The organism is Ruminiclostridium cellobioparum DSM 1351 = ATCC 15832, from assembly GCF_000621505.1.
Lineage (GTDB): Bacteria > Bacillota > Clostridia > Acetivibrionales > DSM-1351 > Ruminiclostridium > Ruminiclostridium cellobioparum.
Window position 1 is genome coordinate 60,350 of record NZ_JHYD01000001.1, and the last position, 19,873, is coordinate 80,222.

Genomic DNA, 19,873 nt, shown 5'->3' on the forward strand with positions numbered 1-19,873 from the left:
GCCTGAAATTGCAGGCATGCACTTTGTGAGCCATCCATTTTTGAAGGTGGGACGAGGATATTATACAGTCTTATTCGCCAAAATTGGTTAAAATGCCGTGTTTTCTTTTTCCGGCCGGTATTATATAATATTAGGGATTGAATGCAAGTATTTTAGGAGATAATTAAGTAGGCTCATGGAGGTTAGCTTGAAAGACTTCACTTGCGTTCGTCTTCCAAAACTAACCTGTGAATTTATGGCCGTGCGAAATATTCAAAGTATTTTAGCAATACTTTGAAAGCGCACATGGCCAATTAACCTCCTTTATTCGCCACATTGCGATAAAGGATATAGGTTTTCATTACATTTTGTGGCCGCAATGCGGCTCATGGAGGTTAATATGTTTTCTGTAACGGTAAAAGAGATTATGGAAGAATTTCAGCTGGAAGAACTCACAGGCTGCAAGGATTATGAAAATATAGAGATTTCGTCGGCCGACGTAAACAGACCGGGTTTACAGCTGGCAGGATATATGGAGTATTTCGGCACCGACAGGATGCAGATAATAGGAAAGGGAGAGACTGCCTATTTGATGCAGCTGAGGGAGGAAGACCGTTACAGGAGACTGGATAATTTTTTCAAATGTGGTTTCCCCTGCATGGTGGTGGCCAGAGGACTGGGAATATTTCCGGAGATGATAGAAGTGGGCAGAAAGTATAATATTCCCGTACTGAGGACGGATGATGTCACCTCCAGATTCATGAGCGGAGTCATCAGATACCTCAGCCTGCAGCTGGCTCCCAGAACCAGTACCCATGGAGTTCTGGTGGAAGTTTATGGAGAGGGTATACTCATTCTTGGAGAAAGCGGAGTGGGTAAGAGCGAAATTGCACTTGAACTTGTAAAAAGAGGACACAGACTTGTGGCCGATGACAACGTAGAGATAAGAAAAGTGTCCGACAAAACTCTTGTAGGCACGGCGCCGGATATAATAAGGCACTTTATAGAAATAAGGGGTATAGGTATACTTGATGTGAAGAACCTTTACGGTGTCGGTTCGGTTAAAATGACCGAAAATATCAATCTTGTCATGAAATTTGAACACTGGAATGATAAAAAGGTTTATGACAGGCTTGGACTTGAGGAGGAATTTACCGAAGTACTGGGTATAACGGTGCCCTGTCTGACAATCCCAGTCAGCCCGGGAAGAAATCTGGCAGTTATAGTTGAAGTTGCAGCAATGAACAACAGACAGAAGAAAATGGGATACAATGCTGCCAAGGTACTCAGTGAGCGAGTTCTGGGCAACATCAACAAATCCACCGAATACAAGGATACGGGTTTTAAAGACTGAAAACGGGAGTGCTGCGGAACTTGGGATTAATGCATGCAGAGAAACATCTGTATCACATGTATTAATCCATATTGTTTTACAGCAGTCCCATTTATTATAAAGGTCAGGGAGGTACATTTTGAATTTAATAGCAGATACACATACGCACACAATTTCAAGCGGGCACGCATACAGCACCATACAGGAAAATGCACGGGAGGCCTATGAAAACGGGATAAGGATGATAAATATGTCGGACCATGGTCCGGCAATGAACGGGGCGCCGTTTTTGTACCATTTCGGAAATTTGGGAGTAATACCCCAGATGCTCTACGGGGTACGCATCATAAAAGGTGTGGAACTGAACATCGTCAGCTATGACGGAGAGGTGGATCTGCCCCGGAGGTATTTGAAAGGGCTGGAACTGGTTCTGGCAAGCTTTCATGACATATGTATAGTTCCTTCAACTGTGGAAAACCATACAAGGGCTGCAATAAAAGTACTGGAAAATCCATATATCGATGTTCTGGCACATCCGGGAAATCCCCAGTTCCAGATAGACATCGAAAAGGTGGTAAAAGCGGCAAAAGAAAATAACAAGCTTATAGAAATAAACAACCATTCCTTTTATGTCAGAAAGGGAAGTGAAAACAATTGCAGGGAAATCCTGCGCATGTGCAAAGAATACGGTGTCAGGATAACAACCGGAAGTGATGCACACATAAGTTTTAATATCGGAAAGTTTGAAAATGTAAAAAGATTGATTGCAGAGGTTGATATGCCCGAGGAACTGGTCATAACCACTTCTGTTGAAAAAATGGAAGATTATCTGCTGGAAAGGCAGAAAAGAATAAAGGGATGAGCGAATTGCGTTTGTTCATCTTTTAGAAAGGTTGAGTGCTGAAATTTGGAGAATAAAGAATTGGTTAAAAAGCTTACTTCATTATTGGGAGAAGAAAGAGTTTTAATTAATGAACCTATGAGCGGGCACACATCGTTTAAAATCGGAGGGCCGGCTGATATATTGGCAATCCCTGATAATACGGCTCAGCTGGGGGAAATGGTCAAATACTTTGCAAGCTCGGGCACGCCGTATATGATCATGGGCAACGGCACAAACCTGTTGGTCTCCGACAGGGGCATCAGGGGAGTGGTTGTCAAGATTTTTGACAATCTTCAAAATTTTACCGTGCAGGATGAATTTTTGGAATTTGAAGCAGGAATACTGATAGCAAGGGCAGCTAAAATAGCCCTGGCAAATTCTCTCTCAGGTCTGGAGTTTGCAGAAGGAATCCCGGGGACCATGGGAGGAGCCGTAACAATGAATGCAGGCGCTTACACGGGCGAGATGTCCATGGTTGTCCAGGAGACCGAATATATGGACAGGGAAGGAAATATTAAAACAGTAAGGGGAGAACAACATTGTTTTTCCTATAGATCAAGTGTGATTCAAAGATCAAAGGGAATAGTTATTAAAACCCGGCTAAAGCTAAGGAAAGACGACCCTGAAAAAATAAAGGCATTTATGGATGATTTTAATTTCAAGCGCAAGGATAAGCAGCCCCTGGAATGGCCCAGCGCCGGGAGTGTATTTAAAAGGCCGGCAGGACATTTTGTAGGGAAGCTGATAGATGACAGCGGGTTGAGGGGCTTTGGCATTGGAGGAGCTCAAATCTCCGACAAGCACAGCGGCTTTATAATCAACCGGGGAAATGCAACCTGTCACGATGTGCTTAATTTGATCAAACACATACAAAACACGGTAAATCAGAAATTTAACATACAGCTGGAACCTGAAATAAGAATTATAGGAGATTTATAATCATTTCAAGAAATGGGAAGTTATTATTTGATCATTCCTTATATACATTGCCATAACAGTGACGGTATAGGATAATATATACAGAAGATATGGGGGCTCGAAAGACATGAGATTCGTAATAGTAACTGGAATGTCCGGGGCGGGGAAAAGCCTTGTAACTAAATATCTGGAAGACATCGGCTTTTTCTGTGTGGATAATCTGCCTCCGGCGCTGATACCGAAGTTTGCTGAAATAAGTGCACAGAGTGAAGGCAAAATGGAAAAAATCGCACTGGTTATTGATATAAGAGGCGGTGCATTGCTCCATGACCTGTTTCCGGCACTTAATGAGGTGAAGCAGTCGGGCTTCTCTTACGAAATTCTTTTCCTCGAAGCCGACGACGATGTGCTGGTCAAGCGGTACAAGGAGAGCAGGAGGCAGCATCCCCTGTCGCCGGAAGGCCGTCTTGTCAAGGGGATCAAGGAGGAAAGAAAAGCTCTTGAAACAATAAAATCAAAGGCAAATTATATAGTAGATACTTCAACACTTGCAACGAGGCAGCTTAAGCAGGAGATCAACAGTATTTTTGTAGAGGGAAAGACTTTCAAGGGCATTATAATCAATATATTATCCTTTGGCTTCAAATACGGGATACCCACCGACTGTGATCTGGTATTTGATGTGAGATTTATCCCCAATCCATACTACATTGCGCCCATGAAGCACAAAACCGGCAAGGATGATATGGTAAGGGCTTTTGTACTTGAGGCTTCAGAGACAAAGACATTTTTTGAAAAACTTGATGATATGCTGGATTTTCTCATTCCCAATTACATCAAGGAGGGTAAATCGCAGCTTGATATCGGAATAGGCTGTACCGGCGGAAGGCACAGGTCTGTGGCCATTGCCGATGAGCTGTTCAGAAGACTTGAAGCCAAGCTGCACAGGGTTATTATTGAACACAGGGATATAGAGAAAGATGGTAGAGGGGTTGGAAAATGAGGGCTTCTGATTTATTGATTCCGGGCTTTGGAATTAGAAGGTGGAGTTTGCTGCTTGTTGCGGGCCTGTCATTAATATGCTTTGCTATTATACTGGTGCTTAAGTATTACAGTTACGGCGCCCTGTTTATTATTTCAATGATTTTGCTGGCCTGTGCGGGAGTCGTAACTGTTTTGGGTTCATTGAAGGCCCTGATAAACTCCATATTAAAAGACATTAATCACAGAAATATAAGTTCAACTTTAAATGCCGAGGGTTTGAGCAACCTTTTACATGAAAAAAGGATTCTGGTAAAGGGCCCCAAAATTGTTGCAATTGGCGGAGGGACAGGACTTTCCACAATGCTCAGGGGTCTGAAGCAATACACCTCAAACCTTACCGCACTTGTTACGGTGGCTGATGACGGGGGCGGTTCGGGTATGCTGAGAGACGATCTGGGCATGCTTCCTCCGGGCGATATTCGAAACTGTATCCTGGCGCTGGCCGATACCGAACCCATCATGCAGAAATTGCTTCAGTACAGGTTTCAGGACGGAATGCTCAAGGGTCAGAGCTTCGGCAATCTTTTTCTTGCCGCCATGGACGGGATATCCGACAGCTTTGAAGAGGCCGTCAAAAAGATGAGTGACGTACTTGCCGTTACAGGAACGGTACTTCCAATAACACTTGATGACGTCAGACTGTGCGCCGAGATCGAAAACGGAGAGACCATACTGGGCGAGCACAATATCGGGCATAGAAACCGGGAAAGCAGGGCAAGGATAAATAAGGTCTTTTTTAATCAGTCCAATGTCAGACCGCTGGAAGAAGCGGTTGCTTCCATAATGGAGGCAGATATAGTTGTTCTGGGCCCCGGAAGCCTCTATACAAGTATAATTCCAAACCTTCTGGTAGAAGGAGTCTGTGAAGCCCTGCTCAAAACCAGGGCAATTGTGGTCTATGTCTGCAATGTTATGACACAGCCCTGTGAAACCGAGGAGTATACACTCAGTGACCATATCAGGGCCATTGAAAAACACTCCAAAAAGGGCATTATTGATTTCTGTGTTGTAAATACCGCACCTATTCCCCAGGAGTTAAATGAAAGATACAGACAGGACGGTGCCGAGCTTGTGAAGGTTGATTCCGAGGTTGTTGAAAAAATGGGAATAGAATTGATCACAGGTGATTTTAAAGCAGTAACCAACAATTATGTCAGACATGATTCCAACAAGCTGGCAAAGAAAATAATAGAGCTGGTTTCAGATCTGGTGCTGTCAAAAGACAAGGAAAGAATCCTGGATTATTACTACTCCAGGGACAGGATAAATAAAATCGGGTAACGGGAAATGGTGGAGTTAATGGAGTTTGGTAAAAGCTGCTGGTATGATTATCATCAGGGAAGCGAAAGGGAATGGATAGTGACAAACGGGACGGGAGGTTATGCCTCGTTATCCCTTATCGGCTCCAACAGCAGAAGGTATCACGGCCTGCTGGTGGGAGCTCTTAAACCTCCTACAAGCAGATATCTGCTTTTGTCAAACCTGCTTGAGGATATAATTTTCGCCGACGGCAGTCAGGTATCCCTGTCCTCTTTCATGACAAAGGACTTTAATAATAAAGAGTACATAAATCACGGCTATGACAGGCTCACAAGGGTGAAATACGATTTTTTTCCAGAGTTCACCTTTAACCATGAGGATATTGTCATAAAGAAAAAAATAGCCATGAAACAGGGAGAGAATACCACGGCGGTGCTCTACGAAATAAGGAACGGCTCCAGGAAGGCTTCTCTCAAACTCACACCGCTGGTCAATTTCAGGGACCATCACCACAGGAGTCTTAAAGAAAATCTTGATTTTGTGACAAGAATTATCGGCAGCGAAATGAATGTTTATCCTGCCGGTTCGACCGTCAGCCTCCGCATGGGAGTAAATGGAGGACAAATCAGGAAGCTGGAGGATTGTTACTTTTATAATATGTTTTACACACTTGAGCAGGAGCGGGGACTTGACTGCCTGGAGGATCATTTCATTCCCGGCTTTTTCAGTGTTGAATTGAACCCGTGGGAATGCAAAACCGTTGCTTTTACGGCTTCCTGCTGTGAGGGAGTGGACCTGGACGGTGAGATGCAGGACGCATTCAATCCCGAAAAACAGCTTTCTGACGCGGTGCAGGTCATATCCGACCGGATGGGCCGCATGGAACAGCTGCTAAAAAGAACAGGTTATTCATCCGGTCTGGTCAAAAAGCTGGTGCTGGCCGCAGATAACTTCATTGTTTACAGGAACTCCACAAAGGCCAGCACAATAATTGCCGGTTACCCGTGGTTCACCGACTGGGGCAGGGACACAATGATAGCCTTTACAGGATTGACCCTTACCACAGGCAGGTTTGCCGACGCAAAAGAGATTTTGTATACCTTTTCAAGATATGTTGATTACGGACTTATACCCAATATGTTTCCCGACGACGGTGAAAAGCCCGCATACAACAGTGTGGATGCCGCCCTGTGGTATTTCGAGGCAGTAAACAGCTATTTGAAATATACCGGGAATTTTGAATTTATCAAAGAGGAGATATACCCCTGCCTGAAAAATATATGTGAGCATTTTATGAACGGAACCATATATGATATCGCAATGACAGGTGACGGACTTATAACAGCCGGAAATGAAAATACCCAATTGACCTGGATGGACGCAAAGGTGGGAGACTGGGTGGTCACCCCCAGACACGGGAAGGCAGTGGAGATAAATGCCCTGTGGTACAACGGCCTGATGATAATGTCGGAACTGGCACAAAAGTTTACCGACAGGGATGTATACCTGGAGCCGGCTTCAAAAACAAAAGCCTCCTTTGAAAAGGTGTTTTGGAATGAGGAACAGCAGTGCCTGTACGACGTGGTTAATGAAGCCGGCAGCGACGGAAGCATCAGACCCAACCAGATACTTGCCGTGGGACTGTCCCATGCGGTATTGGAGGGCCATAGGGCCAGGAGTGTTGTGGAAAAGGTATGGAAGGAGCTGTACACGCCTTATGGCCTGAGGACTCTGTCTCCGGACAGCCGGCAGTACAGGGGCGTATACTCCGGCGACGTGTGGAGCAGGGATGGAGCATATCACCAGGGGACTGTGTGGACCTGGCTTCTGGGCAGGTTTATCAAGGCCTATGTCAGAGTCAGCGGGAATACGGCTGAAGCAAGGAGGGCTGCTCTGGATTTTATCCTGCCCTTTGCAGATCATATGAGGGATGCCGGAGTAGGAAATATTTCAGAAATTTTTGACGGCAGCAGCCCGCACCGCCCAAGGGGTTGTTTTGCTCAGGCCTGGAGCGTGGCCGAAATACTGAGGGCTGCCGTTGAAGATGCGGGGCTTGATTGATGCGTGAAGTATGAGCTTGGCAGCGGGAGGCAATTCTGATTGCATACCGGCTGTCAAAGGAAGGAGCGGATGTTTTGTCATTTTCAACGTTAGTAAAGGACGAGCTGTGCAGAGTGGAATTGCATAACGAAACCTGCTGTATGAAATCTGAAATTTTCGGGGTTATTCTGACGGGAAACCTATTTTCCAATGAGAAAAACAACAGGAGTATAAAGATGGTGACCGAAAATGCCGCATTTGCCAGGAGAATATACTCTACTGTCAGGAAGGTATACGGCATAAGTCCGGAGGTTGCCATAAGGAGAAGCAGCAGGCTGAAAAAGCATGTATCATATTCGGTTATTTTTGCTTCAATGCAGCTGATTAACAAAATGCTTTATGATTTCGGAATAAGCGCTTTTTCCGATAAAAACAATCCGGCTAAAAAGACCTTGAGAAAGGTATGCTGCAAAAAGAGTTTCCTGCGTGCTGCATTTCTGTCAGGGGGTTCCATAAGTGACCCTGAGAAAACCTATCACCTTGAAATATCCACCCGCAATTGCTTCTGTGCGGAATTGATCAGGGAACTGCTGCAGGAGTATGGCATAAATGTGAAAATAATTGTCCGCAAAGGGAATTATGTGGCCTATATAAAGGAAGGGGAGAATATCGTTGATTTTCTCAATATTATCGGGGCGCACGGAGCATTAATGGAACTTGAGAATGTGAGGATTCTCAAGGATATGAGAAACAGCGTCAACCGTATTGTGAACTGTGAGACCGCAAACCTTGAAAAAACTGTAAATGCGTCTGTAAGGCAAATGGAAAATATAAGATTTATCAGGTCTTCAATAGGTTTGGACAAGCTGCCCGAAAATCTTGTTGAAATAGCAAATCTGCGGCTGGAATACAGTGAGGCCAGTCTCAAGGAGCTTGGAGAAATGCTCCATCCCAGACTTGGAAAATCCGGAGTTAATCACAGGCTGAGAAAACTTGACGAGATTGCCGATCAATTGAGGGACAATCTGAAAAGAAACACTGCCAAATAAAGGTAAATTAAGGGAAATATTGAATAGTATATTGTCATATTAACGGCAGCTGCACTGTTAAAACAATCTATACCAGTGTACTGTAAAATAAGGAGGCAATATACTTGGATGTAAAGTTACTAAGGAAGGGAACCACTCTGGTTATCAGAATAATGGAGGATATGGACCATCATTCGGCTCAATACCTGAGGCAAAAGATTGACAGCGAGATTATCAAGTCAACAGTAAAAAATATAATTTTTGATTTTTCAAAAGTGAATTTTATGGATAGTTCAGGAATTGGTATAGTTGTAGGCAGGTATAAAAATATTCAGAAACTTAACGGCAGAGCTGCAATAGTAAATGCCAATCCTAAATTAATGCAAATATTCGAGATGTCCGGTGTTCTAAAAATAATTCCGGCCTATGCCGATTTGGAGGATGCGCTTACCTCCATGTGCGGATAACCGGAGCCTTTATATTAGCCTGGAAATGGCTTGACACAAGTGTTTTTATCACTATTTGTTGGCAGCCACGTATTAATGCGTGAATGCAGAGGGAGTTTTTATGCAGCTTATAAATGAAATGAAACTTGAATTTATGAGTAAATCAAATAATGAGGCATTTGGCAGGATAGTTGCGGCTGCATTTGCATCGCAGCTGGATCCTACTGTTGAAGAACTTGCAGATATAAAGACTGCTGTTTCGGAGGCAGTAACAAACGCTATAATCCACGGATATGAGAACAATTCCGGTATGGTCAGAATGGTATGCAGATTATATGACGACGGAATTGAAATCGTAATTTCCGACGAGGGAAAAGGAATAGAGGATGTGGAACTTGCACGGCAGCCTCTATACACCTCCAAACCTGACATGGAACGCTCCGGAATGGGCTTTACAGTAATGGAAAGCTTCATGGACAGAGTGGACATCGTATCTGAACCTGATAAAGGAACCACTGTTACATTATTTAAGAATATAAAGTCCTGATTATCTTATTTTAATTACCAGGGGTAAGTTTTTTTATACATGCGCATGTAAATATTTACTATAAATGTATAAAAATATATGGGCTTGCCAATAATGTTGATATGAGCAGTATTTGCTAACAGCAGTATGTGTAATATGTGACGGAAAGGTTTAGGTAAGCTATGAAGGATATGACCGATGAAGCAGTTCTAACACTTATCATAAATGCTAAAGCCGGGGATAGACAGGCTCAGGCTACTTTAGTCGAAAAGAATATAGGTCTGGTTTGGAGCATAGTGAAAAGGTTTCAAAACAGAGGTTACGAGGTTGATGATTTATATCAGATAGGAAGCATCGGACTTATTAAGGCCATTAATAAATTCGATATATCTTATGATGTAAAGTTTTCTACATATGCAGTACCTATGATTATCGGGGAAATCAAGAGATTTATAAGAGATGACGGTATAATCAAGGTCAGCAGATCGTTAAAGGAAATTGCGTCAAAAGCCCGCATCACAAAAGAGATCATCAGCAAGGAGCTCGGCAGGGAACCGTCTGTCAATGAAATCGCAGAACGAATGAATGTGTCTCCTGAAGAGCTTGTACTTGCACTTGAAGCGGGCTGTACGCCGGAATCCCTCTACAGTACGGTAGGGGAAGGCGACAACACCCCCATCTTATTGATTGACCGTATAAATGCCGACAACAACAGCAGTGAAGTGGATCTAATAGATAAAATCGCCATACGGCAGATTTTGGATTCACTGGATGCCAGGGAACGGCAGATAATCATTCTGAGATATTTCAAGGAAAAAACCCAGGTCCAGATTGCCAAACTGTTGGGAATATCACAGGTCCAGGTGTCGAGAATAGAGAAAAAGATATTGAAGGATATAAAGCATAAAATGATTGCCAACGGAAATTGATTAACACGTTGTGCAAGTTTATTAATTCTTTAAAATGACATTACTGATACACCAGTACTTCCGTACGAACGTCAAGCAATGGGTGCACACAAAGAGCTTACTTGAAATAGTACGGTTCACAACAAGCATTTTGGCCTACAAATTTCAGTAAGCTCTTTTAACCGTGCTACCCATTGCTTGAAGTTGTACTCGCGTACTGGTGTATTATAGATTTTCTATCCATCACCAAAATAATAAACTTGCACAAGGAGTTAATCAGGACCTAATACGGACAGGGGACTTTGTATGCAAAGAATAATCGGCATTGTAAAAAACAGGACTGTTTTAGTAATATTATGTATTCTATTGCTCTGTATCATAATTGCAGTAATTGCATTTATGGGAGCATCAACGGGTGACACACCTAAAAAGGCTGAATTTGTGTAACATTTAATTGATTTTCCGTAATAATTTCAGGAAATCTGCAAAAAATATTCTGGTAAATTCATTATTACGGAGGGGCTATGAACAAGAATTTTACTAAACAGGAATATTCCAAATACGTCAAAAGTGTTTCACCAAATTCAAAATTATTTATCAATATAATTAAAGCCTTTGTAGTGGGAGGAAGCATTTGTGTCATAGGTCAGGTGATTTTTAACTGGCTCAAGGGCAGAGGGCTTGATCCTGAAATGGTATCAGGGCTTACCAGCACCATAATGATTTTTTTTGGTGCTTTTTTTACTGCCCTGAACATATATGATGAACTCGGCCGCTTTGCGGGAGCAGGCTCCATTGTCCCTATAACCGGCTTTGCAAATTCTGTGGTATCACCTGCTATGGAATTTAAGACAGAAGGATATATAATGGGCACGGCTGCTAAAATGTTTGTTATTGCAGGTCCGGTCATTGTCTTTGGTATTTGTTCATCTGTGCTGGTTGGGATTATTCATTACTTTATATCTTGAATTTGAGGAGTTATCTATGGCAGAAAAACATTTAGGCAAACAGACGGTATATTTCGCAAAGCCGCCGTCAATCAGGGCTACAGCAAGTATTGTAGGCCCCAAGGAAGGTAAGGGCAATCTGAGACAAAGCTTTGATTATATTATTCCTGATGAACTCTGGGGTGAGGACAGCTGGGAAAAGGCCGAAAGCAAGCTGGTAAGGGAAACCCTTGCAAAGGTCCTTCAAAAGGGCAGTAAGAGCAATGACCAGATTGAATATGTTCTGGCCGGTGACTTACTGAACCAATGTATTGCTGCCAATTATGGCCTCAGAGAAACAGATATCCCATTTTTCGGTCTGTTCGGTGCATGCTCTACGATGGCGGAGTCCATGAGCCTTGGAAGCATGCTGATAGACGGCGGTTATGCCGATAATGTCGTATGTGTTACTTCAAGCCACTTCTGTTCGGCAGAAAGACAATTCAGGTATCCATTGGAGCTGGGAAGCCAGAGGGCTCCCACGTCACAATGGACTGTTACCGGCTCGGGAGCGGCTTTATTGACCTCGGAACAGACAGGACCCTTTATAAGGCATGTGACGACAGGAAAAATAAACGATATGGGAATCAAAGACACAAACAACATGGGGGCGGCAATGGCTCCGGCGGCAGCAGACACAATCCTTACGCACTTTGCGGATACCGGCCTTGTTCCCGATTATTACGATCTGATTATAACCGGTGATCTGGGCAAGGTAGGTAAGAAAATATGTCTTGATTTACTTAAAATGAATGGACTTGATATTGAAAACAGATATAATGACTGCGGTGTCATGATTTTCGACACAAAACAACAGGATACGCATTCGGGAGGCAGTGGCTGCGGTTGTTCGGCCACAGTTTTTGCGGGTTATATATACAAGGAAATAATGAAGGGCAATTTAAAAAGGGTGCTGTTTATTGCCACAGGGGCTTTAATGAGTCCTGTCAGCACCCAGCAAAAAGAGTCCATTCCCGGAATAGCCCATGCTGTGGCTATTCATAGAAGTCTTGATTAACCCTTATATAATTTTCGTAACGTGTGGATAGGAGAATGCATATGAGCTATATTAACGCTTTTTTAGTCGGGGGAGCCATTTGTGCTGTGGGACAGGTGCTGATCGATAAGACAAAACTTACGCCTGCCAGGATACTGGTACTGTTTGTGGTTTCAGGAGTTCTTTTGACCGCATTGGGCATATATCAGAAACTGGTGGATTTTGCAGGAGCAGGTGCTACCATACCCCTGACAGGTTTTGGCTATAACCTGGCCAAGGGAGTTTTTAATGAAGTGGATCAGACAGGACTGACGGGAGCTCTTACAGGAGGCTTCAAAGCCGCCGCTGCCGGGCTTGGAGCTGTCATAACCTTTGGTTATATCATGTCTGTAGTAGCAAAACCAAAGGCAAAAAGATAGTCATAGCAGCTGTCTCCAAATAAGACAAATGAAATACATTACATGTAACCTCATTTTACGTATTTCCTTTTGCGTATTTTATTTCATGTATTTCATTTTGTTTTAGTTTTGCGGCAGCTTATTTTTGTTTCCAATATATAAATTTTTATGAAACAATGTCAAATAATACAGCAAATTACACAAAATTCTGCATAATATAAGGATTTTTGAAAAAAATATAGAATTTTGTATAAAAATTATATATAATTAGGTATGGTTTTTATTCATACAGTTTAAAAGACAATTTAATCTATGAAAAAATAAGGTGGATAAAGATGAATATTGAATACATAAACCCATTCATTGAGGCTAGTCAGACTGTATTAAAACAAGTGGCTAATGTTGATGCAAAATTAGGCAAAGTTTTTCTGAAGTCTGCTCCTTACAGGGGTGAAGCAATTTTAATTATAGTTGGCATTACAGGAAAAATAAGAGGACAGGCCGTATTTACCATGACAAAACCTGTTGCGTTTAAGATAGCATCGGCCATGATGTTCGGCATGCAGGTGGAAGAGTTGAATGAGATATCAAAGAGCGCGCTGTCCGAACTTACCAATATGATTTTAGGAAACACTGCTACCATACTTTATAATAAAGGAATAGGTATTGAGATAACTCCTCCTTCGCTGCTGCTTGGAGAAAATCTTCAGATATCCCCTTCAAAAATGAAGACCATCTGTATACCGCTTTATTTGAATGATGAGGAAGTTCTGGAAATAGACATATCGGTAGAAGATTAAGATTTGATTATGTTATAAATAAAATGTTAAAATATATCCAGTATATTAAAAAGATGGTTCATACCATCTTTTTCTGTTGAGCAAATTTTTACTGAATTTATACTTTTAGTTCCATGAAAGGAGTTATTTTAATGCCGCTTAATATTGTTCTGGTTGAACCGGAAATACCCCAGAACACAGGAAACATTGTAAGAACCTGTGCTGCAACGGGAGCTGTTTTGCATCTGGTGGGCCCGCTTGGGTTTTCAATAGAAGATAGATATCTCAAAAGAGCAGGACTGGATTATTGGGAGGAAGCACAAATAAAGTACTATGACAGCCTGCAGGATTTTTTGAAACAGCATGGGGAAGGGCGGCTCTATTATTCCACCACAAAAGCTGTTCATAATTACTGCGATGTAACCTATGAAGAGGACTGTTTCATACTTTTTGGAAAGGAAACGGCGGGTCTGCCGGAGGAATTACTGAAGGATAACAGGGAAACCTGTATAAGGATTCCCATGAAAGAGGGAATAAGGTCCTTGAATCTGTCAAATTCAGTGGCTATAGTTGTCTATGAAACTTTGCGGCAGAGGAATTTTGAAAACCTTAAGACCGAGGGGAAAATGGTCAAATACGATTGGTAATGGATTTAGTGTAATTATTAGTGTAATTAATTATAAGCATTTAATTAATAAAATTAATTTTTACAGGATATGCTACTGTTAATAAATGATTAAAACTGTGATAAATATAAAAAAATGGGTATATTATAAGTGAAGATTACCCTTTACCAAAGTCAATTACGGTTCAAAGCCTTCGCCTTCCAGGAGAATTATGCTTTCAAGCTGGCTTTGAACGCAGTTTGGGTTTGAATTTGATTTTGACTTCAGGAGGCTTTAGCCTCAAATATCGGCTTTCAGCCGATAGTAATTGACTTATATTAAGCCGTGGGGCAATTCAAGCTTATACTGCTTGTACTGCCCAAATTTGGCGTGCAGGCATATCAGAAGTATTTTAATAAAAAATAGGGATAAGTAGAAAAAATTTAAGGAGTGGGTCGGATTGGTAAATAGAAACAGAATGGTTGATGAATTTGTTGAATTGGTCAGGATAGACAGTTTGTCACTGAAAGAGAGACAAATGTGCGATACCCTGAAACGGAAACTGACAGAACTTGGGTATCAGCCCGTTGAAGATGATGCCGGTCAAAAGCTCGGAGGCCAGTGCGGTAATATTATATGCACGGTAAAAGGCAGCAGGGATGTTCCGGCTGTCCTGATAACAGCCCATATGGATACTGTAGTTCCCGGGATAGGCAAAACGCCTGTCATAGAAGGGGATATAATCAAAAGTGACGGTACCACAATACTCGGAGGGGACGATGCAGCCGGTATTGCTGTAATACTGGAAACTTTAAAGGTAATAAAGGAGCAGGGTGTTTCCCACGGAGATATCCAGATTGCATTTACAATTGGAGAGGAAATGGGTCTGCTGGGCGCCAAGAATCTGGACTACAGCAGGATTTATGCCAAATACGGCTTTATATTGGACAGTGATGGCAGGATTGGCTGTGCTGCAGTCAAAGCGCCATCCCAGAACAAGATACATGCTGTTATTAAAGGAAAGGCCGCACATGCAGGTATGGAACCTGAAAACGGAGTAAGTGCCTTTTCCATCATGGCAGATGCAATTTCATCCATGAAACTCGGAAGGATAGATGAAGAAACAACAGCCAACATAGGTACGGTGCATGGCGGTGTTGCAACAAATATAGTTTGCGACAGGGTAGAGATAGACGGGGAAGCCAGAAGCCGTGATGAATCAAAGCTTCAGGCGCAAACCGAGCATATGCGCGAGTGTTTTGTGAAGGCGGCCGAAAAATGGGGCGGCAAGGTAGAATTTATTTCGGAAATTGAATATCCGGCATTTAATATATCCAGGGAATCTGAAATTATCAAGATTTTGGAAAGTGCTGCCGCTGAAAGCGGTTTTGCTTTTGAGGCCGTAACTACAGGCGGAGGAAGCGATACCAATATAATAAATTCAAAAGGGATTCAGGCTGTGGACTTGAGTGTTGGCATGACGAAGGTTCATAGTGTGGACGAACAAATATCAATTACCGATATGGAGAATGCCGTATTGTTTTTAATTTCAATATTGAAGAATATTAGGTAATTAACAGATTTACTGCATTGCGTCGGAAAACATTAGGGGGATTTGGTGTTGCACATAACAACTTTGAAAGTTTCAGAAATAAACATAGATGATAAGCAGTGCTTCGACAGGTATTTCAAAATAGCCGATTTAAGGGTATCCGAGATGAATTTTACGAATTTCTTCATGTGGAGGGATTACTACAAAATACAATATAGCATAGTAAATGATTTTTTATGCATAATATCAATTATGGATAAGGATCAGCCTTTTTGCTTTTTTCCTATCGGAGATTACGGCAGAACGGACGAGCTGAGGTGTACACTTTATATTTTGAGAGAATACTTTTCGGAGATGGGATGGAATTTTAAGCTGAAGAGAGTTTCATCCGAACAGGCCGCTGTTTTCAAGTCACTGGGCTTCTGTTATAATTCCACTGAGGACAGGGACAACTATGACTATCTATACTCGGTAACAAGTCTTTCAACCCTGGCAGGTAAAAAGCTTGACGGAAAAAGAAATCACATTAACAAGTTCAAAAAGCTCTATACCTTTGAGTATGAAGAAATCACCGAGAGCAATATTTCAGACTGCAAAACCATACTGGAAAACTGGTGTATTCAGAGAAACTATACCGAACAGGACAGCCTTGTGGCAGAAAGAAAAGCAAATCTCGATCTGCTTGACAATTACAAGCTTTTGGGCTTAAAGGGTGCAATCATAAAGGTGGATGGAATACCGCAGGCTTTTACTGCCGGTGAGCAGCTGAACAGTGATACGGTTGTAATTCACATAGAAAAGGCAAATGCTGACATACATGGGCTCTATCCACTAATAAACCAGCAGTTTATTGCCAATGAATGGACTCATATGGAATTTGTAAACCGCGAACAGGATTTGGGCCTGGAAGGCTTGAGAAAAGCCAAGTTATCCTATAATCCTGTCAGCTTTGTAGAAAAGTGTGTAATTGAACTTTGTTAAATTATTATTAATTTAGGAGTTTACACTATTGAAAATGTTTTTGAAATATTATAGAATTAATTTTGGTTTAGGAAATTGAAACCAGTTATTATGTTGATAAGCATTAATTTGCTTGGTTAAGGGACGAGTAAATATCGTTTCCAATAATAATAAAAAACTTAGGAGGTAACAACAATGGCAGTAAAAATGGGTATTAATGGTTTTGGACGTATCGGACGTCTCGTTTTCAGGGCTGCAATAAACAACCCTAATGTGGAAGTAAAGGGAATAAACGATCCTTTTATCGATCTCGAGTACATGAAATATATGTTAATTTATGACACAGTTCATGGAAAGTTTGAAGGAACTGTTGAAACCAGCAATGGTAAATTGGTTGTTAACGGTAAAGAAATCGCCGTATTTGCTGAGAAGGATCCTACAGCTATAGCCTGGGGTGCTTGCGGTGCTGATTACGTTGTTGAATCAACAGGCGTATTCACTACTACTGAAAAGGCTTCAGCTCACATAAAGGGCGGCGCAAAGAAAGTTGTAATCAGTGCTCCTTCAGCTGATGCTCCAATGTTCGTTATGGGCGTTAACAATGACAAATATACAAAGGACATGACAGTTGTATCAAATGCTTCCTGTACTACAAACTGTCTGGCTCCTTTAGCTAAGGTTATCAACGACAACTTTGGTATAGTTGAAGGTCTTATGACTACAGTTCACGCTGCAACCAACACTCAGAAGACAGTTGATGCTCCTTCAATGAAAGACTGGAGAGGCGGAAGATCAATCCTCGGAAATATCATTCCTTCATCAACAGGTGCTGCCAAGGCAGTTGGAAAGGTTATTCCGGAATTGAACGGAAAATTGACTGGTATGGCTTTCAGAGTTCCTACAGTTGACGTTTCAGTTGTTGACCTCACAGTTCGTCTTGAAAAAGCAGCTACTTATGAAGAAATCAAAGCAGCTGTTAAGAAGGCTTCTGAAAATGAATTGAAGGGTATCCTCGGATACACTGAAGATGCAGTTGTTTCAACTGATTTCATCCACGATGCACGTACTTCAATATTCGATGCTGAAGCTGGTATCGCATTGAACGGTAACTTCGTTAAGTTGGTATCATGGTATGACAACGAATGGGGTTATTCAAACAAAGTAGTTAACCTTATCGAACATATGGCTAAGGTTGATGCTAAATAATTAAAATTGATTTTTTAATTAGAACATAAATTAAAACATAAAAGGTCTGCGGCATAGCTGCAGACCTTTTATGTTTTGCCAGTCCATGCAGCCCTGTAATGTGTGAAATTCATATGCTGAATACACTATAGACGGCTTTTTATACGGTTAATGGAGGTCATATTTATAACCAAGTACTAATATCTAGTTTTAATTTCCTCTAAATTGTGTTATACTTATATAAAAATGAATTTAATTTAACATTTTAATAAATCATTAAGAGTAACAGGAGGTTTTTTATGATCGTAGCTCCAAAATTCAGAGGGTTTATTTGTACCACTTCCCATCCTGCCGGTTGCGAATACAATGTAAGACAGCAGGTCGAGTATGTGAAACAGCAGAAGAAAATCCCCGGTGCTAAAAAAGTACTTGTTATCGGTGCCTCAACAGGCTATGGACTTTCCTCAAGAATAGCTGCTGCTTTTGGCTGCGGTGCGGCTACAATCGGATTGTTTTTTGAGAGACCTGCCTCCGGCAGCAAGACTGCATCGGCAGGCTGGTACAACTCGGCAGCTTTTGAAAAGCTCGCAAAGGAAGAAGGCCTGTATGCAAAAAGTATAAACGGTGATGCCTTCTCAAATGAGATAAAGCAGCAAACAATCGATTTGATAAAGAAGGATCTCGGCAAGGTTGATCTGGTCATATACAGTATAGCTTCCCCCAGGAGGACACATCCTGTTACAGGCGAAGTATTTAATTCGGTCTTAAAGCCCATCGGTGCTCCATGTACTGTAAAAACCGTTGATTTTCATTCCAAGCAGGTTTCCGAAACAACAATAGAACCTGCCGTCGAAGAAGAGATCAGGCAAACGGTGGCGGTAATGGGCGGCGAAGACTGGGCCATGTGGATGAATGCACTGAAGGAGGCCGATGTACTGGAACAGGGGGCTGTTACAATAGCATATACTTATGTGGGGCCCGACATGACCCATGCCATTTACAGAAAGGGTACGATTGGAAGAGCAAAGGATGATCTTGAGGCCACTGCCGGAAAAATAACGGAGAATTTGAACAGTATCGGCGGAAACGCGTACGTATCAATAAATAAGGCCGTGGTAACACAGGCAAGTGCTGCTATTCCCGTAATATCCATATATATCAGTGTCTTATTCAAGGTAATGAAAGAGATGAACATTCATGAGGGTACTATTGAACAAATGTACAGGATGTTGAGCGACAGAGTGTATTCCGGAAATTTAAAGCTGGACGGCAAGGGCCGTATTTGTATGGATGACTGGGAAATGCGCCCTGAAGTTCAGGCTCAGGTGGCGAAATATTGGGCTGAGGCAAATAATGAAAACATCACTGAAATATCTGATGTGGAAGAATACAGAAAAGAATTTTTCAGGCTTTTCGGCTTCGAGTTTGATGGTGTTGACTACGGCCAGGATGTTGATGTTGATGTTAAAATTGCAAGCATTCAATAATTACAATAATTAATGGTGGCTATTTTTTATTGTCAAATTTTATAATTTCTCCGGTTATGGAATGTCCATCCACCCTTAAAATTCCAAAGCTGTATTTTTCCTGACGTCTCTTATCCATGGCCGAGCCGGGATTAAAGTAAAGGATTCCATTTGCAGTGGTGTTGTACGGGATATGGCTGTGGCCGAATACCACGCAATTTACATTTTCGCCATTGAATGCCTTTTTGGCACTTTCAGCCGCAGTTCTTCCGGGGTGATGACCATGTATAATGCCTATCCTGCAGTCCTCAATTTCAAGAATCCTTCTTGAGGGCAGCATTGCCTCCAGATATTCATCGTCATTATTCCCTGAAACTGCATATACGTGAGCGATTTCTTCAAGTTCGTATATAACGTAGTCCCTGCAAATGTCCCCTGCATGGATTATCATATCAACTCCGGCAAGCTCCCCCAGCAAAAATTCGGGGAGCTTATGACCCCTTCTTGGTATATGGGTATCTGCAATTACCCCTATTTTTTTCATAAACGGCCTCCTGAACAGCAAAACAATTTAGTATAT

Annotated in this window: 21 protein-coding genes; 20 read left to right on the plus strand and 1 reads right to left on the minus strand. The window is 42.0% G+C overall.

Annotation, left to right across the window (positions count from 1 at the left end; all coding sequences use genetic code 11):
* The first annotated feature begins 379 nt into the window (after window positions 1–379).
* From hprK to fabV, 20 genes are all read left to right on the plus strand, one after another.
* Window positions 380–1,333: an HPr(Ser) kinase/phosphatase gene (gene hprK / locus T344_RS0100295; RefSeq protein ID WP_004630114.1), complete on the plus strand. Its 954-nt coding sequence runs from the start codon at window positions 380–382 to the stop codon at window positions 1,331–1,333.
* Between the two features lie 118 nt (window positions 1,334–1,451).
* Window positions 1,452–2,174 carry a phosphatase gene (locus T344_RS0100300; RefSeq protein WP_027627057.1) on the plus strand — a complete coding sequence of 241 codons (723 nt, stop codon included), beginning with the start codon at window positions 1,452–1,454 and terminating at the stop codon, window positions 2,172–2,174.
* A 60-nt stretch (window positions 2,175–2,234) separates the two neighbouring features.
* The gene (gene murB, locus T344_RS0100305) at window positions 2,235–3,134 is read left to right on the plus strand and encodes a UDP-N-acetylmuramate dehydrogenase (RefSeq protein WP_479692224.1); all 900 of its coding nucleotides are present in this window, start codon (window positions 2,235–2,237) and stop codon (window positions 3,132–3,134) included.
* Between the two features lie 106 nt (window positions 3,135–3,240).
* Window positions 3,241–4,116 (plus strand): RNase adapter RapZ, encoded by an 876-nt coding sequence (rapZ, locus tag T344_RS0100310; protein ID WP_004629774.1) that lies wholly within the window; start codon window positions 3,241–3,243, stop codon window positions 4,114–4,116.
* A complete protein-coding gene (locus tag T344_RS0100315; protein WP_027627059.1) occupies window positions 4,113–5,438 on the plus strand; it encodes a gluconeogenesis factor YvcK family protein in 1,326 nt (441 codons plus the stop codon). Before rapZ ends, T344_RS0100315 begins: the two co-directional genes overlap by 4 nt.
* Before the next feature lie 18 nt (window positions 5,439–5,456).
* Window positions 5,457–7,478, plus strand: coding sequence for an amylo-alpha-1,6-glucosidase (locus tag T344_RS0100320; RefSeq protein WP_027627060.1), 2,022 nt, complete (start codon window positions 5,457–5,459; stop codon window positions 7,476–7,478).
* 74 nt (window positions 7,479–7,552) lie between these two features.
* Complete coding sequence (whiA, locus tag T344_RS0100325) at window positions 7,553–8,506, plus strand: DNA-binding protein WhiA (RefSeq protein ID WP_027627061.1); 954 nt, start codon at window positions 7,553–7,555, stop codon at window positions 8,504–8,506.
* Between the two features lie 104 nt (window positions 8,507–8,610).
* On the plus strand, window positions 8,611–8,952 hold the full coding sequence (gene spoIIAA, locus T344_RS0100330; protein WP_004630240.1) for an anti-sigma F factor antagonist: 342 nt from the start codon (window positions 8,611–8,613) through the stop codon (window positions 8,950–8,952).
* A gap of 100 nt (window positions 8,953–9,052) precedes the next feature.
* Window positions 9,053–9,478: an anti-sigma F factor gene (gene spoIIAB, locus T344_RS0100335; protein ID WP_027627062.1), complete on the plus strand. Its 426-nt coding sequence runs from the start codon at window positions 9,053–9,055 to the stop codon at window positions 9,476–9,478.
* A gap of 161 nt (window positions 9,479–9,639) precedes the next feature.
* The gene (gene sigF / locus T344_RS0100340) at window positions 9,640–10,386 is read left to right on the plus strand and encodes an RNA polymerase sporulation sigma factor SigF (protein WP_027627063.1); all 747 of its coding nucleotides are present in this window, start codon (window positions 9,640–9,642) and stop codon (window positions 10,384–10,386) included.
* Between the two features lie 285 nt (window positions 10,387–10,671).
* A complete protein-coding gene (locus tag T344_RS30890; RefSeq protein ID WP_154669398.1) occupies window positions 10,672–10,812 on the plus strand; it encodes a hypothetical protein in 141 nt (46 codons plus the stop codon).
* A 77-nt stretch (window positions 10,813–10,889) separates the two neighbouring features.
* Window positions 10,890–11,333, plus strand: coding sequence for a stage V sporulation protein AC (spoVAC, locus tag T344_RS0100350; RefSeq protein WP_027627064.1), 444 nt, complete (start codon window positions 10,890–10,892; stop codon window positions 11,331–11,333).
* Window positions 11,334–11,349: 16 nt separating this feature from the next.
* A complete protein-coding gene (gene spoVAD / locus T344_RS0100355; protein WP_027627065.1) occupies window positions 11,350–12,369 on the plus strand; it encodes a stage V sporulation protein AD in 1,020 nt (339 codons plus the stop codon).
* A 41-nt stretch (window positions 12,370–12,410) separates the two neighbouring features.
* The gene (gene spoVAE, locus T344_RS0100360; RefSeq protein ID WP_027627066.1) at window positions 12,411–12,767 is read left to right on the plus strand and encodes a stage V sporulation protein AE; all 357 of its coding nucleotides are present in this window, start codon (window positions 12,411–12,413) and stop codon (window positions 12,765–12,767) included.
* A gap of 314 nt (window positions 12,768–13,081) precedes the next feature.
* The gene (locus T344_RS0100365; protein WP_004630037.1) at window positions 13,082–13,546 is read left to right on the plus strand and encodes a chemotaxis protein CheX; all 465 of its coding nucleotides are present in this window, start codon (window positions 13,082–13,084) and stop codon (window positions 13,544–13,546) included.
* A gap of 131 nt (window positions 13,547–13,677) precedes the next feature.
* Window positions 13,678–14,172, plus strand: coding sequence for a tRNA (uridine(34)/cytosine(34)/5-carboxymethylaminomethyluridine(34)-2'-O)-methyltransferase TrmL (gene trmL, locus T344_RS0100370; protein ID WP_027627067.1), 495 nt, complete (start codon window positions 13,678–13,680; stop codon window positions 14,170–14,172).
* 418 nt (window positions 14,173–14,590) lie between these two features.
* Window positions 14,591–15,703 (plus strand): M20/M25/M40 family metallo-hydrolase, encoded by a 1,113-nt coding sequence (locus tag T344_RS0100375; RefSeq protein ID WP_027627068.1) that lies wholly within the window; start codon window positions 14,591–14,593, stop codon window positions 15,701–15,703.
* Between the two features lie 45 nt (window positions 15,704–15,748).
* Window positions 15,749–16,663 carry a DUF2156 domain-containing protein gene (locus T344_RS0100380; protein WP_084331025.1) on the plus strand — a complete coding sequence of 305 codons (915 nt, stop codon included), beginning with the start codon at window positions 15,749–15,751 and terminating at the stop codon, window positions 16,661–16,663.
* A 174-nt stretch (window positions 16,664–16,837) separates the two neighbouring features.
* A complete protein-coding gene (gap, locus tag T344_RS0100385; protein ID WP_027627070.1) occupies window positions 16,838–17,848 on the plus strand; it encodes a type I glyceraldehyde-3-phosphate dehydrogenase in 1,011 nt (336 codons plus the stop codon).
* A gap of 278 nt (window positions 17,849–18,126) precedes the next feature.
* Entirely contained in the window at window positions 18,127–19,314 is a 1,188-nt protein-coding gene (gene fabV, locus T344_RS0100390) for an enoyl-ACP reductase FabV (protein ID WP_027627071.1), read from the plus strand.
* Window positions 19,315–19,333: 19 nt separating this feature from the next.
* Here fabV and T344_RS0100395 read toward each other — a convergent pair whose 3' ends face one another.
* Window positions 19,334–19,837 (minus strand): metallophosphoesterase family protein, encoded by a 504-nt coding sequence (locus T344_RS0100395; protein ID WP_027627072.1) that lies wholly within the window; start codon window positions 19,835–19,837, stop codon window positions 19,334–19,336.
* Between the last annotated feature and the right edge of the window lie 36 nt (window positions 19,838–19,873).

What these genes read in the sequence shown, in the direction of transcription:
- hprK (WP_004630114.1), top strand. Translation starts at nt 380, where the DNA reads ATGTTTTCTGTAACGGTAAAAGAGATTATGGAAGAATTTCAGCTGGAA.
- rapZ (WP_004629774.1), top strand. Translation starts at nt 3,241, where the DNA reads ATGAGATTCGTAATAGTAACTGGAATGTCCGGGGCGGGGAAAAGCCTT.
- T344_RS0100315 (WP_027627059.1), top strand. Translation starts at nt 4,113, where the DNA reads ATGAGGGCTTCTGATTTATTGATTCCGGGCTTTGGAATTAGAAGGTGG.
- T344_RS0100320 (WP_027627060.1), top strand. Translation starts at nt 5,457, where the DNA reads ATGGAGTTTGGTAAAAGCTGCTGGTATGATTATCATCAGGGAAGCGAA.
- spoIIAB (WP_027627062.1), top strand. Translation starts at nt 9,053, where the DNA reads ATGCAGCTTATAAATGAAATGAAACTTGAATTTATGAGTAAATCAAAT.
- sigF (WP_027627063.1), top strand. Translation starts at nt 9,640, where the DNA reads ATGAAGGATATGACCGATGAAGCAGTTCTAACACTTATCATAAATGCT.
- T344_RS30890 (WP_154669398.1), top strand. Translation starts at nt 10,672, where the DNA reads ATGCAAAGAATAATCGGCATTGTAAAAAACAGGACTGTTTTAGTAATA.
- spoVAC (WP_027627064.1), top strand. Translation starts at nt 10,890, where the DNA reads ATGAACAAGAATTTTACTAAACAGGAATATTCCAAATACGTCAAAAGT.
- spoVAD (WP_027627065.1), top strand. Translation starts at nt 11,350, where the DNA reads ATGGCAGAAAAACATTTAGGCAAACAGACGGTATATTTCGCAAAGCCG.
- spoVAE (WP_027627066.1), top strand. Translation starts at nt 12,411, where the DNA reads ATGAGCTATATTAACGCTTTTTTAGTCGGGGGAGCCATTTGTGCTGTG.
- T344_RS0100365 (WP_004630037.1), top strand. Translation starts at nt 13,082, where the DNA reads ATGAATATTGAATACATAAACCCATTCATTGAGGCTAGTCAGACTGTA.
- trmL (WP_027627067.1), top strand. Translation starts at nt 13,678, where the DNA reads ATGCCGCTTAATATTGTTCTGGTTGAACCGGAAATACCCCAGAACACA.
- gap (WP_027627070.1), top strand. Translation starts at nt 16,838, where the DNA reads ATGGCAGTAAAAATGGGTATTAATGGTTTTGGACGTATCGGACGTCTC.
- fabV (WP_027627071.1), top strand. Translation starts at nt 18,127, where the DNA reads ATGATCGTAGCTCCAAAATTCAGAGGGTTTATTTGTACCACTTCCCAT.
- T344_RS0100395 (WP_027627072.1), bottom strand. Translation starts at nt 19,837, where the DNA reads ATGAAAAAAATAGGGGTAATTGCAGATACCCATATACCAAGAAGGGGT.